We start from the raw sequence: 15,977 nt of genomic DNA, 5'->3' as shown, positions 1-15,977 counted from the left end.
GTCAGCGGCCCCCTTGCTGCCGGGGTGGCATGCATCCGGTCGCCGGGGGTGTGCCGGCGGGTAGGTAGTTCCTGGGCACGACGCCGCAGACGTAGTTGTCGAACCAGCGCCCGCTGCCGAGGGTGTTGCCGACGAGCCGGCTGTAGGAGCCGGTCGTGGCGAGGACCTTGTCCAGGCTCTTGCGGTTCTTCACCAGGACGGCCGTGACGCGGCCGAGGGAGGCCAGCGTCGGCCCGAGCTGCTTGTCGTTGTCCTTGACGAGTCCGGTGAGCTGCGTGCCGAGGTCGCGGGCGCCGGTGAGCAGCAGATGGATGGAGTCGCGGCGGGCCTGGACCTCGCCGAGCAGGAGGTTTCCGTCCTCCAGGAGCGTTTCGAAGCTGCTCTTCTTGCCGTCGAGGGTCTTGGTCAGCTTCTTGCTGCTGCTGAGCAGGGTGGCGAGCTGGGCGTCGCGTTCGGAGACCGTACGGGAGAGGGCGGAGAGCCCGTCTGCGGCGCTGCGGACGTGGGGCGGGGAGTCCTTGAAGGTGGCGGAGATCGTCTCGAAGCTCTTGGCGAGCTGGTCGGTGTCGATCTCGCCGATGGTCTCGCCGAGTCCGTTGAACGCCTGGGTGACGTCGTACGGGGAGGTGGTGCGGCTCGCGGTGATACGGGAGCCGGGGTCCTGCGGGGCGTCGCCGAGGGGGTCGACGGCGAGGTACTTCTCACCGAGCAGGGTCTTGATGGCGATGCCCACGGTGGAGGAGTCGCCGATCCAGGCGTCCTTCACCCGGAAGTCGACCCGGACCTTCGCGCCGTCGAGGGAGACGCCGGTGACCTCGCCGACCTTCACTCCGGCGATGCGCACCTCGTCACCGTCGTCGAGTCCGGCGGATTCGGTGAAGTCGGCGCTGTAGGAGGTGCCGTTGTCGACGAAGGGCAGGGCGTCGGCGCGCCAGGCGATGAGGCCGACGAGGGACAGGACGAGGAGCCCGACGACGGCGACGGCGACCGGGTTGCGTTCCCGGATGGGGGTGATTCTCATGCCAGGCACCTCGGTTGGGTGATCGCGATGCCGGTGGGCGGCTTGCTGCCGTCGTCGTGGGTGACGCCGCTGACCTTCGCTTCGCAGAGGTACAGGTTGAGCCACGATCCGTAGGACGTCAGCCGGCTGATGGCCGCCATCTTGGCCGGGGTCTTCTGGAGGAAGTTCTCGATCTGCGGGGTGCCCTTCTCCAACTGTCCGCTGAGGCGACCGAGTTGCTGGATGTCGTCCTTGAGGGGCTTCCTGCCGTCCTGGAAGAGGTCGGCGGTGACGGTGGTGAGCGCGCCCATCGCGGTGATGGCCTCGCCGAGCGGTTTGCGGTCGCCGGAGAATCCGGTGACGAGCTTCTGGAGGGTGACGACGAGGTCGTCGAAGCCCTCCTCGCGGTCGTTGACCGTCTTGAGGACCGTGTTGAGGTTCGTGATCACCTCGCCGATCACCTTGTCCTTCGCGGCGACGGTCGTGGTGAGCGAGCCCACGTGCCGCAGGATGCTGTCGACGGTGCCGCCCTCCCCCTGGAGGACCTGGACGATGGAGCCGGCGAGCTGATTGACGTCGGGCGGCGACAGCCCTTCGAAGAGCGGCTGGAAGCCGTTGAAGAGCTGGGTGAGGTCGAGGGCCGGGGTGGTGCGGGAGAGCGGGATGGTGTCCCCGGGGGCGAAGGTCCTGCCGACGGGTCCGGCGCCCCGGTCGAGGTCGACGTACCGCTGGCCGACCATGTTGAGGTACTTGATGGACGCCGTCACCGAGGCGGGGAGGTCCCGGCCCTTGCGTACGGCGAAGGCGACCTCGGCTACGCGCCGGTCGGCGACCCGGACGGATTCGACCTGGCCGACCTTCACCCCGGCGATCCGGACGCTGTCGCCGGGAATGAGGCCGGTGGCGTCGGTGAACCGCGCCCTGTACGTGGTGGTGTCGCCGACGCCCGTATTGGCGATGGAGAGACCGAGGACGGTGGTGGCCAGCACGGTGACGACGATGAAGACGAGGGACTTGGTGACCGGTCCCGCGAGCGAGCGGCGTTTCACTTGAGCTTCACCTCCGCACCGCGGAAGGCCGGGCCGATGAGCACGCTGCTCCAGTCGGGCAGGTCCCCCGGCCGGACCTTCAGCGAGGGGGCGACCAGTTCGTTCACGAGCTGGGACTCCTGGGGCGAGTTGGGCAGTCCGAGCGCGGTGTCGGTACCGTCGCCGGCATCGCCCCGAGTGGCCGGGGGCGCGGTGACGTCGGCGGCCCGGCGGGTGTCGGCGGTCGGGGCGTGCCGGCCGACGTACGGCACCGAATAGCACTTCGGGCCGCCCGTGGCGTTGTAGACCGGGGCGTCCCTTCCGGGGATGTATGCGCCCTTCGAGGGGACAGCCTTGACTGACACATGCAGCCCCGGCTCGTCGGTGCCCTTGCCGAGCGCCTTGTCCATGGCCGGGACGAAGCCGGCCATGGTGCGCAGGGTGCAGGGGAACGACTCGGCGTATTCCGCGAGGAGTTCGAGGGACGGCCGGCTCGCGGCGGAGAGCCGGATGAGGTTGTCCTTGTTCTCCCGCAGGAAGGAGGTGACGTCCTGCGCGGCGGCCGTGGTGGTGCCGTGGAGAACGGCGAGCCGCGCCTCCTCGTCGGCGAGGGTGGAGCTGGTGACCGTGGCGTCCCTCAGCGCGTCGAGGATGTCCGGCGCGGCGTCCGCGTACAGCGTGCTCACCTTGACGAGTTCCTTGATGTCGGCGTTGAGGGTGGGAAGTTGGGGGTTGAACTTCTTCAGATGGTGATCCAGCGTGGTCAGCGTCTCGCCGAGGCGTTCACCGCGTCCCTCCAGCGCCCGGGAGACGGCGCCCAGGGTGGCGGAGAGCTTCTCGGGCTTCACGGCGGTCAGCAGCGGCAGGACGTTGTCGAGGACCTGTTCCAGCTCGATGGCGTTGCTGGAGCGGTCCTGCGGGATGACGGCTCCGGCCCGCAGGGTGGTGGCGGCGGGGATGCGGGGCGGGACGAGCGCGACGAACCGGGCGCCGAAGAGGGTGGTCGGCAGCATCTGGGCCGTGACGTCGGCGGGGACCTGGCCGAGCTTGTCGCGGTCGATGGCCAGAGTGAGGCGGGCGCCGTCACCGTCGGTGGCGATGGAGCGGACCTGCCCGATGACGACGCCGCGGAGCTTCACGTCCGCGTTCTCGTGCATCTCGTTGCCGACCGGTCCGGTGCGGACGGTGACGGTGGCGTCGTCGGTGAAGTCCTTCTCGTACACGGAGACCGAGACCCACACCAGGACGGCGGGGACCAGCAGGAAGGTGACTCCGGCCAGGCGCCGGCGGACCGTGCGTGTGCTGGGTGTGCGCATCAGCCGGCCACCTTCACCGTCGTCGTGGCGCCCCAGACGGCGAGCGAGAGGAAGAAGTCGGTGACGCTGATGAGCACGATGGCGTTGCGCACCGAGCGGCCGACCGCCACACCCACGCCGGCCGGCCCGCCGGTGGCGTGGAAGCCGTAGTAGCAGTGGGCGAGGATCACCAGCACGCTGAAGATCAGCACCTTGAGCACCGACAGCAGGACGTCCTGCGGGGAGAGGAAGAGATGGAAGTAGTGGTCGTAGGTGCCCGCCGACTGGCCGTTGAAGAAGATGGTGATCCAGCGGGAGGCGACGTACGAGGAAAGCAGCCCGATCGCGTACAGCGGGATGATCGCGACGACTCCGGCGATGATCCGGGTGGTCACGAGGTAGGGCATGGAGCGGACGCCCATCGCCTCCAGGGCGTCGACCTCCTCGTTGATCCGCATCGCGCCGAGCTGGGCGGTGAAGCCCGCGCCGACGGTGGCGGAGAGGGCGAGTCCGGCGACCAGGGGGGCGATCTCCCGGGTGTTGAAGTAGGCGGAGACGAACCCGGTGAAGGCTGAGGTGCCGATCTGGTTGAGGGCCGCGTAGCCCTGGAGTCCGACGACCGTGCCGGTGAACAGGGTCATGGCGACCATCACGCCGATGGTGCCTCCGATGACGCCGAGTCCGCCGCTGCCGAAGGAGACCTCCGCCAGGAGTCGCTGGACCTCGCGCAGATAACGGCGCAGGGTGCGCGGGATCCAGAGGAGTGCCCTTACGTAGAAGGTGAGTTGGTCGCCCGATCGGTCGAGCCAGCTGAGCATCGCCATGGGTCAGCTCCCCTTCGCGGGGACGATCTGGAGGTAGATCGCCGTGAGGACCATGTTCACGAAGAACAGCAGCATGAAGGTGATGACGACGGACTGGTTGACCGCGTCGCCGACGCCCTTGGGGCCGCCGCGGGGGTTGAGGCCGCGGTGGGCGGCGACGATGCCGGCGATGAAGCCGAAGATCAGGGCCTTGAACTCGCTGATGTAGAGGTCGGGCAGCTGGGCGAGGGCGGAGAAGCTCGCGAGGTAGGCGCCGGGGGTGCCGTCCTGCATGATCACGTTGAAGAAGTAGCCGCCGAGCGTGCCGACCACCGAGATCAGCCCGTTGAGCAGGACGGCGACGAGCATGGTGGCGAGCACCCGGGGGACGACGAGACGCTGGATGGGCGAGACGCCCATGACCTCCATCGCGTCGAGTTCCTCGCGGATCTTGCGGGAGCCGAGGTCGGCGCAGATCGCGGAGCCGGCTGCGCCGGAGATCAGCAGCGCCACGATGAGCGGGCTCGCCTGCTGGATCACCGCGAGGACGCTGGCGCCGCCGGTGAAGGACTGGGCGCCGAGCTGCTGCGTGAGGGAGCCGACCTGGAGGGCGATGACCGCGCCGAACGGGATGGAGACGAGGGCGGCGGGCAGGATGGTGACGCTCGCGACGAACCAGAACTGCTCGATGAACTCCCGTACCTGGAACGGTCTGCGGAAGATGGCGCGGGCCACGGCGACGGCGAGCGCGAACAGCTTCCCGGTCTCGCGGAGTGGGGCGAGCAGCCGGGACGGGCGGCCCTTCCCCGGCGCCGGACGGGCTTCGGCGGCTTCAAAGCCGGTGGCCGGTGGGGGCTTCTCGGGCGGCTCGGGCGGCCGCACCGGCATCGGGGCGGTCACGCGCGCGCACCTCCCGCGGCCGGGGCGTAGCTGTCGAGGATCGCCCTGCGGGCGGCCTCCGGCAGCTGGCCCATCATCGACATGACCCGCTCCCGGCGGCGCAGCGCCCCCTGGCGTACAGGCATCCCGGGCGAGGGCTCCAGCTGGGGGACGACGGTGCGGGGACCGGTGGCCGGCGGGACGGTGTCGGCCAGCTGCTCGGCGGCGAGGGTGGCGGCGTCCTTCTCCTCGGACATGCCGATGGGTCCTTCCCGGCGTCCGGCGAGGAACTGGGAGACGACCGGGGTGTCGCTGGTGAGCAGTACCTCGCGCGGGCCGAAGGTGACGAGGTTGCGGCAGAACAGCATGCCCATGTTGTCGGGGACGGTCGCCGCGATGTCGAGGTTGTGGGTGACGATGAGCATCGTCGCGTCGATCTGCGCGTTGAGGTCGATGAGGAGCTGCGAGAGGTAGGCGGTGCGGACCGGGTCGAGGCCGGAGTCCGGTTCGTCGCAGAGGATGATCTGGGGGTCGAGGACGAGGGCGCGGGCGAGGCCGGCCCGCTTGCGCATACCCCCGGATATCTCGCCGGGCAGCTTTCCCTCGGCGCCGAGGAGACCGACGATGTCGATGCGTTCCATCACGATGCGACGGATCTCGGATTCCTTCTTGCGGGTGTGCTCGCGCAGCGGGAAGGCGATGTTGTCGAAGAGCGACATCGAGCCGAAAAGGGCCCCGTCCTGGAACATGAGGCCGAAGAGTTTCCGGGTCTCCATGATGTCGCGCTCCGGGCTGTTCACCATGTCGACGCCGTTGATGAGGACGCGTCCCCGTTCGGGCTTCAGAAGCCCGATGATGGATTTCAGGAAAACGGTCTTTCCGGTTCCGGAAGGACCGAGCATGACGCTCACTTCACCGGCGGGCAGGGTGAGGTTGACGTCCTGCCAGATGTTCTGCTTGCCGAAGGATTTCGTCAGGCCCTCGACGACTACTTCGATTCCCATCGGCCCTCCTTCGAAGTGGCGGTGAACGTTTTCATCGGTTGGCGCTCCGGCTCTGAGAAAGGCGACGGCGGCTCGTCACACATGCACCAGGGGGCGCACGTTATGTCCGCCGAAACCGCCAGGGCAAGCCGTTGAACAGCGGATTTCGACGAACCGGGGCGGAGATCGGATCACTTGTCATTCGGTGACAAGGCCGGTTCCCCACCTTGTCGAAATCTGCGCAAAGCCCTGGGCGTCCGATCCCGGGCGGCCCGGCACCGGAGCGGAGCGAACCGGGGCCGGGCATGCCCGACGAGCAGGTGCGCAGGCGTTTTCGATCGGCACATCTGGGACGCTACGGGCCGGTAACCTGACTCCGCAATACTGGGTACAGATTTTCCTCGGCGAGAATTCACGGGGCGCCACCGATTGTCTGCGGGTGAGCAATTCGCTTGTCAAACCTGTCGGATGATGAGGAATCTGGCAGCAGGCGGCCGGGCCCGGGGCCGGCACGACCCGGTCCGGTCCCGGCCCCGGGGATCAAGAAATGAGCCCTTCCGGTCCCGGGGAACCGGAAGGGCTCGTTGGCCTTTCAGCCGGCGGCGGGGCGCGCCGCCCCCGCTCACCGCTCGGGCTTCGGCTTCCTCGGCGGGCAGTCGGGACCCTCCGGGTTCGTCGCCACGCACAGGGGCGCCTGGGTCATCTTGGTGTAGTTGTCGGCCTTCTTGCCCGGGCTGGAGATGGCCGAGGTGAAGATCGGGTCGAGGTCCTCGGTGGCGCCGCACCCCTCGAACGGCGGGATGTGGGCGTACCCGGTCAGGGTGCCGCCGTACGCCACGAGGTAGCCGGCCGGCGGATAGCTCTGGCCGTACCCCTTCAGCACCTGCTCGAAGGGGCGTTCGGTGCGGCAGTCGGGGCCCACGTCCAGGGGCACGCCGTTCACCTCGACATCGGAGAGCCGCATCACGAGCTGGGCCCTGACCGTGGTCTCCTCCGGGTAGGTCGGCGTGTTGGTGACCGTGTGGGTGTGGATCGCGGCCGGGGGGCCCACCTGCTCCAGCGTCATGGTGGCGGTGGTCGGCATGAACCCGTAGCTGAGGAACGTGGCTTTCGTCGGGGGGAGTTGGCGCTTCCCCTCGTAGTCGAAGTTCACCTCGGAGCTGACGTCGACGGTGGAGGCGCAGGAGTCGTTGATGTAGCGCTTGTTGAGCACCACCTTCATGAACGCGGGCCCCAGCGCCGCCGCGCCGTCCAGTTTGGCGGCGTTCGCGTAGCCGGCCGCGTAGGTCTCGGCGGTGGTCATCACCCACTCGGGCGGGATCTCGATCGGGCAGCTGCCCGGGTCGTCCTCCAGGGCTTCGCGCCGCTTCTCGGTGAGGGCGTCGATCTTCTCCCGTGCGGTGGGCGGCAGCCCCTCGGCCGGGCGGGTGGGGGTCGGCTCCGGTGCGGGGCCGCTCTCCCCCGGACGGGGTGCGGGGGCGGTGGGGTCCTGATCGCCGCGGATCGCGATGGCGGCCAGTTCCGCTTCCTGGCCGGGGGCCGGGGCGCAGGCGACGTCGAGCCCCGGGGGTGTGGTCGGCTCTCCGGCCTCCGTGAGCGAGGTCAGCGCGAGGTCGAGGGCGCCGGCAGCGAGCGTGGCGCGTCCCGGGCTGCCGAAGGCGACCGTCGGCACGTCCCCGGTCGCGGTGAGGGTCAGTGCGCCCTGGTCGTCGCCCTCGCCTTCACCTTCGCCCGGCGGGGGCAGCTCCGCCGGCGGGGCTGTCAGGTCCTGCCAGGAGGCGTCGGCGGACTTGTCGCCGACGCTGTTGCGGACGGTGAGCCGTGCGACGGCCGACAGGGTGGCGGCGTCCAGGTCCCCGAACCGGGCGAGCGCCGTCGGGGGCAGGGTCACCTCCACCGCCACCTGAGCGGGGCGGATCTCCTCGCCCGTACGGGCCGAGGTGGGAAGCACCGCCGAGACGACGACGTCCGCCTCCTCGGGCCCGGAGGGGAAGGGACAGGTGTAGCGGAGGGCGACCTTTGACTTCTGTTCCGCGGCGGCCGATTCGGCGCTGGGAACGAGTGCGGTGGCGACGACGAGCGCCCCGCCCACGGCCCAGTGGATCGGTCGTCTCGCTGCGGCGCGTGCATCGACGGTCATACGGATGTGTCCTTCCGGCGCGCGTGGGCCCAGAGGGCGGGCGGCTGCGGAGCGGGTCCGGTGGGCTGCGGCGGCTCTGCGGGCGGCGGCCGTGCGGGCCGCGGGGCGGACTTCGGGGCGGGTCGGGCGTCGGGGCGGGGCCGGGCCCTGCTCCGAACGGGTGCGAGCGGGGTTCGGCCCCGCTCCGACCTGCCGCGGCCGGACCTCGGACGAGCCCTACCGACGGGTACGGTACGCACGCCGACGACCCTGTGGGAAGGGCCGGGTCCCCGAGCGGATCACCGGCGCGCGGACTTTGGCAGCGGGTGACAATCCGCCGCCGCGCCCTTGTCGGCGGGTGCGCGAAATCGTGCCCGGCCGTCGGGTGCGCACGGCCGGGCACGACGTTCAGACGCGGTACGTCATCGGGGCGGGATCAGCCGCTGATGACCGGGGACTTGTTCGTCGCGGTGCTGATGATGGTGTACAGCCCCTGGAAGCTCGCGGTGGTGCCGACGATGCCGCAGCCGCCGCCGACCTTGTTGGCGATGGCCAGGGTGAGCCCGCCGCCCGCGGTGTTCAGGGTCCCGTTGCTGCCGCCCGCGGTCGGGTTGTTGTACTTGGCCGCGACCTTGCCGGTCACGTCGAAGGTGCAGGGGCCGAGGATGCTGCTCCCGGACACCTTCGCCTTGATCGCTCTGATCTCACCGGTCACCTGGCCCGTGGAGTTGGTGCCGGCGCCCGCCGTGTAGTCCAGACCCCAGATCTCCCACGGCGGAGTGGTGGTCACCGTCCAGGTCGAGCTGAAGGGTCCGGTGCACGGCGAGTTGAACGAGATCGCCGAGATGGACGCGAGCTTGGCAGGGCTCCCGGCGACCGGGGAGGTCGGCGCGGAGCCGGAGGCTGCGGAGGTCGCGCACTGGATCTTGTTGCCGTTGTTGTCGGTCAGGACGGTCACTCCGGCGGTGCCCTTGAAGGCGCCGGTCGGGCTGATCGTCCAGCTGGTCGGCGCGGCGACGGCCGACGGGGCGGCCAGCACGAGGGATGCCGCGGCGGCACCGATGGCGGTCAGGACACCAGTTCTTTTGAACATGGGGGTACTCCCTTTTCTCGTCCCGTTGGGGATTCGGCTGAACGTGACTGGAGAGGTTCGTGCGCTGTGTCCGCCGGGCCGGACGGTGCGGCGTTCGGCGGGTCCACGGGGTGCCGGACGGTGCGGCACGCGACGGGGTCCGCGAGCAGGGGCCTGCCGTGCGCGGACCAGGACGTGAGGGGCGGTTGCCGCATCACCTCCTCATAGGGATGGAGGGGGACGGCCTACCGCTTCGCGGAGTGCCAGAATTCGGACAGCTTCCGGCCCTCGTTCGGCGCGAGGCCGGCGGGGTCGTAGGGGCTGCCGAAGTATGTGGTGGTGGCGTCCAGCGACACGCTGTTCTTCCCGGCGGCGGAGGGGAGACCGGTCTTGAGGTTCACCGCCCAGTCCAGAAGCCCGGCTCCGCAACCGCTGGCGCCCGGTACGGCGAACGTGGCGTCGCCCTGGTCGGCGCCGTCGAAGGTGTAGCGCCCCATCTCGCCCTCGTCGTCGTTCGGCGTCCCGTCGGCTGCGAACCGCTGGAGCGAGAGGGTGGGCGCCGTCACGTTCCGGGGCTTGAGGAGCACCGGGTTGGCGGTGGTCCCGATGTAGCACTTGTCACCCAGGAACGGATTCTTGAGGTGGATACGCACCGGGATGGTGAGAATGGGCTCACCGGTGGAGAAAGCCGCGCTCATATTGAAGTCGCGTGGTGCTCCGGCCGGTTCGATGGTGGCCGTCACCCGGTTGAGATTGTTGTCCGTCAACTGACGGCAGATTCCCGATACGACGGGAATTCCGCTGGGGCACATCAGCCCGAGCAGCCCGCCGGGAATCTCGGCCGGGTCCGCCGTCAGGGCCCCTTCGGGCGGGGCAACCAGCGAGGCGGTGCCGTCGGCGCGCTGGACGACGCCGAGCTGCAGATCGGTGTGGCCGGTGGAGACCACGCTCTTGCCCAGCGTGATGGAGCCGGTGGCCGAACTCGACGCGATGCAGGTGGCGATGGTGTTCACCCCGTCGGCGGCCAGCATGGCGGGCGCGTCGACCGGGCAGCGGTCGAAGGGCGCCCAGTCGCCGTTGAGCTGGGTGGCGGCGGTGGCCGAGCCGGTGGAGAGCACAGCGCTGAATGCCGTGAACGCCGCGAGCAGACCTACGCGGGTTCGATTGGAAACGGATCTCATGTCGTCCCCTCTGTCGGCCGCCGTGGCGCGGCCTCGTGCACGAAGTTGACCGGTTCTGCAACGCATGCCCGCACCGCGACGACCGTCGGCGGCGTTGGGGCCTCGGATGGCCCGGGGGCGGAGGATCGGAGCATCAAATTTCGGGCAGATTTCATGACCGAATTGATCGAGGCGTGATGTTACTCGCGGGAAACCGGGCGACACAATCCGTCCGGCTAAGATTCTTTGCACCGCACTCTTTTTGATCCGTAAATGAGCATCGGGGCATGCTCCCCTTATCAAGGAATGCGCACCCGGAGGCAGCGAATTACGCACCGTCGGCCGGAACCCCGCGCGCGGCGCGCAGGCGGCGCCGACACCCCGGGAGACACGGAAGTCCAGCTTCCGTTCTCCGGCGGACGGCATGGAATTCGGCCAGGGCGGCTTGAAATCCCCACCCAGGAGAAGGTGGTCCACCGCGTTCGCCGTGGTGAGCCGCCCGTACACCCGACCGCTCCCCGGCCCGTCCGGGTCCGACCGGACCATGCCGAAACCAACTCGGCGGCAGCAGAACCGCTTTGTTGTCACCGTTTGAGCGGGCGGCCGAAATTCATTGTCCGAAAGCGCGCAGTAGCGCCCGACCTGCACGGAAGTCGCACAGTGGGGCCGAGATGTGTGCCCTCTGCACGTCGATCTTGTCCAAGTGGTGTGCAGTACCTGTTCCTTGGTCTATCTTCGTCGCGGACTTGGTACGCACCTGTCGGTTCGTGGGAGCGCTTTCCCCCCACCGTCTCACCCCACCACCGGGCGCCGGGAGCAAGGGGATCTGTCATGCCACATCTCATACAGCCGTTGGATACCGAAGACCCGCTCGGGCCGCTCCCACAGGAATTCGCGGCGATCATGCGGCCCGAACTGCCCAGCCTCATCAAGGAAATCGGCGTCGAGGTCACCCGGGCCTATCCGGAATACGCCCGGCTGCTCGACGGACCGAACGGCCAGGCCATCAGGGTGGGCGTGGAGCAGAGCCTCGCCTCCTTCGTCGACCTGGTGGCCGAGCCCTCCTCCCCGACCACGCTCCGGGACGACATGTGCCGGCGCTTCGGACGGTTCGAGGCGTACGAGGGCCGGAGCATGGACACCCTCCAGGGGGCGTACCGGCTGGGTGCGCGGGTGGCGTTGCGGCGGGCCAAGAAGGTCGGGCAGAGCTACCACCTCTCCCCCACCTTGATGCTGAGCTTCGCCGACGCGCTCTTCGCCTACGTCGACGAACTGGAATCGCTTTCCCGGGAAGGCTTCCTGGAGGCGCAGTCCCAGTCGGGCGAGCACAGCGAGGCGCTGCGCCGCCGACTGCTCCATCTGATCCTCGCCGGCCGTCCGGCCCCCGGGAGCGCCATCGCCGATCTGTGCGAGCAGACCGGGTGGACGCTGCCCGAGGAGGTGACGCTGATCGCCGTCCGCGCCCCGGCGGAGCTGGACCGGCTCAACGCGGACCGTGACCTTCTCGTCGACCTCAGCGCCCCGCAGCCGCACCTGCTCGTCCCCGGAGCGCTGGACGACGCACGAAGATCGATGCTCGCCCAGGCCCTGCCGGCCGGGCGCATGGCGATCGGGCTGACCGTCCCCACGGCGCTGGCCTGCGAGTCGATCCGCTGGGCCCGCCGGGTGCTGGAGCTCGTCGACTCCGGGGTGATCGACGACGCTCCGCTGATCCGCTGCGAGGACCACCTCCTCACCCTGTGGCTGCTCTCCGACCCCGCCCTGCTGGACCAGCTCGCCCAGCGGGAGCTGGCCGCCGTCGCGGGGATCAGCGCGACCCGCCGGGAACGGCTGGTCGAGACGTTGCGGATCTGGCTCGACACCCGGGGCACCGCGGCGCAGATGGGCGCGCTGCTGGATGTCCACCCGCAGACCGTGCGCTACCGCATGCGCAGCCTGGAGACCATCTTCGGTGACCAACTCGTCGATCCCGAGAGCCGCTTCGCCACCGAGGCGGTGCTGCGCGCGCTGCGGCTGCGCTCCCGCGCCACCGGCACATCCCCCTGATCCGGATCACGTTCGGCGCGGCGGGTCAACTTACCGGCGCGTAAGGCGAAATAGACGGTCAGTCCCAAACGGTTGCGACACGGAGACGTATCCGGCGAGAAACCCGGAACCGCGTCCCGTACACAGGAGGGAGCCCGCCGCCCGTCAGGCGACGGCTCCCGTGCACCGCCTCCTGGCCGACCACCGAAAAGGGAAAGCCCCATGACCGCCTCGCACCTTCTCGTCCCCGTGCCGATCCCGGACCGGGTCGCCGCGCTGATTGGCTCGTGCATTCCGCCGCACATCCTCCAGGCGGAGTTCGACGCCGACTGCGCGGCCCGTGAGGTCCGCAGGTTCCGCGGGCCGCGGCTGGGCGTCGAGGACCAGGCCGACCGCGAACAGGCCCTGTCCGAACTGGCCCGCGCCAACAAGGTGCTCGCCGCGCACCACCCGCACCTCGCCGTGCTGCCCGGATCGCCCTTCTGACCGGCCTTGCGGGACGCCACCGCTCCCCTTACCTTACTCCCAAGTAAGTTTACTTCGGAGTAAGGAGTTGGCGTGGACGGAAACAGCAGCGGCAACCTCACCGACGACCTGTCCGCGCTCGACTTCGCGGCGGTCGCCCCCGAGGAGTTCGCACGGATCGTCAAGGGTCTGTCCGCCAGGCAGCTCGCCGAGGTCATGCGGGGCGACCTGCGCACCCGGATCCTCGGCGAGGTCTTCGGCCGGATGCGGCAGCAGTTCCGGTCCGAGGCGGCCGGCGGCCTCACCGCCCTGATCCGCTGGAAGATCACCGGGGAGAGCGACGCGGTCTACGAGACCGCGATAGCCGACGGCGCCTGCCGGGTCACGGCGGGCCGCTCCGACGCCGAACCCCGCACCACGCTGGTGATGGCCGACGCGGAGTTCCTCAAGCTCGTCTCCGGCAACGGCAATCCGGTCACGATGTTCATGACGCGCAAGCTCAGGGTCGCCGGTGACGTCGGCCTGGCGTCCGGCCTCACCCGCTACTTCGACATCCCGAGGGCGTGAGGGCATGAGCTTCTTCTCCCTGGCCCTGACCGAGGAACAGCAGGACCTGCGCGACTGGGTGCACGGCTTCGCCGCCCAGGTGGTCCGCCCGGCCGCCGCCGAGTGGGACGCCCGGGAGGAAACCCCCTGGCCGGTGATCCAGGAGGCCGCCCGGATCGGTCTCTACGGCTTCGAATCGCTCGCCGACCTGTACGGGGACCCCACGGGTCTCTCCCTCCAGATCGCCAACGAGGAGCTGTTCTGGGGCGACGCGGGCATCGGCATGGCCCTGTTCGGCACCTCGCTCGCAGTCGCCGGAATCTTCGCCTCCGGTACTCCGGACCAGCTCGCCGAGTGGGTTCCGCAGTGCTTCGGCGACGAGGACGACCCGAAGGTCGCCGCGTTCTGCGTCTCCGAACCGGGGGCCGGGTCCGACGTCTCCGCGATGACGACGAGGGCCCGTTACGACGAGGCGGCCGACGAGTGGGTGATCTCCGGCCAGAAGGCGTGGATCACCAACGGCGGCATCGCCGAGGTCCATGTCGTCGTCGCCTCGGTCGACCCCTCGCTCGGCTCCCGGGGGCAGGCCGCGTTCATCGTGCCGCCCGCCACCAAGGGCCTGACGGCGGGCCGCACCGTCAAGAAGCTCGGCCTGCGCGCCTCGCACACCGCGGACCTCTTCCTCGACGACGTCCGCGTCCCCGGCCACTGCCTGCTCGGCGGAAAGGAGAAGCTGGACGCCCGCCTCGCGAGGGCCCGCGAGGGCGGCCCCGCCAAGGGCCAGGCGGCCATGGCCACATTCGAGGTCAGCCGCCCCACGGTGGCCGCGCAGGCGCTCGGCATCGCGCGGGCCGCCTACGAATACGCCCTGGAGTACGCCGGTGAGCGCGAGGCTTTCGGCAGGCCGATCATCGAGAACCAGTCGATCGCCTTCGCGCTGGCGGACATCCGTACCGAGATCGAAGCCGTACGCCTGCTGATCCGGCAGGCCGCCTGGATGGCCCGTAACGACCGCACCTTCGACGCGGGCCAGGGCTCCATGGCGAAACTGCGGGCCGGCGAACTCGCGGTCGCGGCGACGGAGAAGGCGGTCCAGATCCTCGGCGGCGCGGGCTACAGCCGGGAGCACCCGGTCGAGCGGATGTACCGCGACGCCAAGATCTACACCATCTTCGAGGGAACCAGCGAGATCCAGCGCCTCGTCATCGCACGGGCGATCTCGGGGCGGCACATTCGCTGAGGCGGGGAGGCCGTGCCGCGCGGTGGGGCCCCGCAGACGGGGAACTCCCAGCTTCCCGGGGCTCCTTCCCGGCTACGCACCCACACCTTCCCCGCTCTTTGGTCACAACTCCATCACCACCGGAACAAGTCGCTCCCCCGGTCCCGGCCGGGTCGCTACGGTCGGGCTTCCGCACAGCCCTTGGGGGGATGATGGATTGGAACAGTCCGCAGCACCCGTCGCGTCGGCCCGGCTGGGGCCGGGGCGGCGACTTCACACCGCCGCCGCCGTCTTCCACGGGTGGACCGCGGTGGGCGCGGAAGCGTGTCGTACTCCCGGCGGCCGGCGCGTTGTTCGTGCTCGGCGTCGGAATCGGTGCCACGGGTGAACAGCCGCAGGAAGTGCGCACGGTCGCGGCGAAGGCGAAGCCCGGGCCGACGGTCACCGTCACGGAGACGGCGAAGGTCACGGTGACCGCGGCCCCGGAGCCGGCCCCGACCGTCACGAAGGTCAAGAAGGTACGGGTCACGGTCACCGCCGCTCCCCCGGAGGCGGAGCCCGCGAAGAAGCCCGTCGCCCGGGACGACGAGGCCACCGGTAGCGGTGGGGGTTCGGGCGGCACGTCGGCGTACTACAAGAACTGCGATGCGGTTCGCGCCGCCGGCGCCTCACCCATCCGCTCCGGCCAGCCCGGGTACGGGCCGCATCTGGACCGTGACGGCGACGGGGTGGGCTGCGAATAGGTTCCGCAGACATGTGATTCTCGTCGCCCCGGACGCGTACACCGTCCCCGGACGGGAAGCCCGCGCGTCGCGTCCCCGGCCGGGCGCACCCCACCCTCCACCGAGGGGTCGGGACGGGCCCGGCGCACCGCCACACGCCATCCACGTGCGGCAACGGGGGTTCGGACCGCCCGGTCGCGGCGGGACGTGGCGGCGAGGTGAAGAGGCTCACCGGGCCCCGGGACAGCGGTCCGGCGTCGCCGCGCCGTCGGGATGCAGGCCGACCGTGGCGGGTTCCACATGTTCGACAGGCCCGCGGACCGGCTCCGTGCCACTAGCCTCTTCACATGACCTCCACTTCGACCGAGCCGACGCCTGCCCGCCCGATGGTTGAGCTGAACGCGGAGATCCGCGCTCTGGTCGCGGACGGCGGTGTGGTGTCGCCGGAGGGCCGCCGGGAGTACGAGCGGCTTCTCGTCGAGTGGGTGGCGGCCGTACGGGGCAGCTCCACGGAGGCCGTCTGACCGTACGGCGGCGGGTGCGCCCGCCGGAACGGCCGTGCGGGTCCCCCCGTACTGCGGCGCGGGTCTCCGTACAGCGGGTGCGGCGCGGGTCCTCGTACGAGGGGAGCCATCGAGCCACCCCTCCGGGAAGCCCGGTC

15 protein-coding genes are annotated in these 15,977 nt (G+C 70.0%); 6 read left to right on the top strand and 9 right to left on the bottom strand.

The genetic code is table 11. From position 1 onward, the window contains the following. Position 1: 1 nt before the first annotated feature. The 9 genes from RNL97_RS28535 to RNL97_RS28495 all read right to left on the bottom strand — a co-directional run bounded on the left by RNL97_RS28535 (position 2) and on the right by RNL97_RS28495 (position 10,360). Positions 2–1,021 carry an MCE family protein gene (locus RNL97_RS28535; RefSeq protein ID WP_030582555.1) on the bottom strand — a complete coding sequence of 340 codons (1,020 nt, stop codon included), beginning with the start codon at positions 1,019–1,021 and terminating at the stop codon, positions 2–4. Beyond that, entirely contained in the window at positions 1,018–2,049 is a 1,032-nt protein-coding gene (locus tag RNL97_RS28530; protein ID WP_030582557.1) for an MCE family protein, read from the bottom strand. Before RNL97_RS28530 ends, RNL97_RS28535 begins: the two co-directional genes overlap by 4 nt. Continuing rightward, positions 2,046–3,344: an MCE family protein gene (locus RNL97_RS28525; RefSeq protein WP_313751359.1), complete on the bottom strand. Its 1,299-nt coding sequence runs from the start codon at positions 3,342–3,344 to the stop codon at positions 2,046–2,048. The genes RNL97_RS28530 and RNL97_RS28525 overlap by 4 nt, the downstream gene beginning before the upstream one ends. Beyond that, entirely contained in the window at positions 3,344–4,147 is an 804-nt protein-coding gene (locus RNL97_RS28520) for an MlaE family ABC transporter permease (protein WP_313751358.1), read from the bottom strand. Before RNL97_RS28520 ends, RNL97_RS28525 begins: the two co-directional genes overlap by 1 nt. Positions 4,148–4,150: 3 nt before the next feature. After that, complete coding sequence (locus RNL97_RS28515; RefSeq protein WP_030582568.1) at positions 4,151–5,026, bottom strand: MlaE family ABC transporter permease; 876 nt, start codon at positions 5,024–5,026, stop codon at positions 4,151–4,153. Further along, positions 5,023–6,009 (bottom strand): ABC transporter ATP-binding protein, encoded by a 987-nt coding sequence (locus tag RNL97_RS28510; protein WP_313751357.1) that lies wholly within the window; start codon positions 6,007–6,009, stop codon positions 5,023–5,025. Before RNL97_RS28510 ends, RNL97_RS28515 begins: the two co-directional genes overlap by 4 nt. A 601-nt stretch (positions 6,010–6,610) precedes the next feature. Then, positions 6,611–8,128: a DUF6801 domain-containing protein gene (locus RNL97_RS28505; RefSeq protein WP_313751356.1), complete on the bottom strand. Its 1,518-nt coding sequence runs from the start codon at positions 8,126–8,128 to the stop codon at positions 6,611–6,613. Between the two features lie 415 nt (positions 8,129–8,543). After that, positions 8,544–9,200 carry a hypothetical protein gene (locus RNL97_RS28500; RefSeq protein ID WP_030582576.1) on the bottom strand — a complete coding sequence of 219 codons (657 nt, stop codon included), beginning with the start codon at positions 9,198–9,200 and terminating at the stop codon, positions 8,544–8,546. Positions 9,201–9,424: 224 nt separating this feature from the next. Then, positions 9,425–10,360 carry a hypothetical protein gene (locus RNL97_RS28495; protein WP_030582579.1) on the bottom strand — a complete coding sequence of 312 codons (936 nt, stop codon included), beginning with the start codon at positions 10,358–10,360 and terminating at the stop codon, positions 9,425–9,427. An 810-nt stretch (positions 10,361–11,170) separates the two neighbouring features. Between RNL97_RS28495 and RNL97_RS28490 the strand changes: the two genes are divergently transcribed. From RNL97_RS28490 to RNL97_RS28465, 6 genes are all read left to right on the top strand, one after another. Next, positions 11,171–12,385 (top strand): helix-turn-helix domain-containing protein, encoded by a 1,215-nt coding sequence (locus RNL97_RS28490; protein WP_030582582.1) that lies wholly within the window; start codon positions 11,171–11,173, stop codon positions 12,383–12,385. 201 nt (positions 12,386–12,586) lie between these two features. Beyond that, on the top strand, positions 12,587–12,850 hold the full coding sequence (locus RNL97_RS28485; protein WP_010058123.1) for a hypothetical protein: 264 nt from the start codon (positions 12,587–12,589) through the stop codon (positions 12,848–12,850). A gap of 72 nt (positions 12,851–12,922) precedes the next feature. Then, positions 12,923–13,396, top strand: coding sequence for an SCP2 sterol-binding domain-containing protein (locus RNL97_RS28480; protein ID WP_313751355.1), 474 nt, complete (start codon positions 12,923–12,925; stop codon positions 13,394–13,396). A gap of 4 nt (positions 13,397–13,400) precedes the next feature. After that, a complete protein-coding gene (locus tag RNL97_RS28475; RefSeq protein ID WP_030582589.1) occupies positions 13,401–14,615 on the top strand; it encodes an acyl-CoA dehydrogenase family protein in 1,215 nt (404 codons plus the stop codon). A gap of 191 nt (positions 14,616–14,806) precedes the next feature. After that, positions 14,807–15,337: an excalibur calcium-binding domain-containing protein gene (locus tag RNL97_RS28470; protein ID WP_030582592.1), complete on the top strand. Its 531-nt coding sequence runs from the start codon at positions 14,807–14,809 to the stop codon at positions 15,335–15,337. A 326-nt stretch (positions 15,338–15,663) separates the two neighbouring features. Beyond that, complete coding sequence (locus RNL97_RS28465; RefSeq protein ID WP_158690724.1) at positions 15,664–15,840, top strand: hypothetical protein; 177 nt, start codon at positions 15,664–15,666, stop codon at positions 15,838–15,840. Positions 15,841–15,977: the final 137 nt, after the last annotated feature.

Source organism: Streptomyces parvus (assembly GCF_032121415.1).
Classification (GTDB): domain Bacteria; phylum Actinomycetota; class Actinomycetes; order Streptomycetales; family Streptomycetaceae; genus Streptomyces; species Streptomyces globisporus_A.
This window is presented reverse-complemented; position numbering and strand designations above follow the sequence as displayed.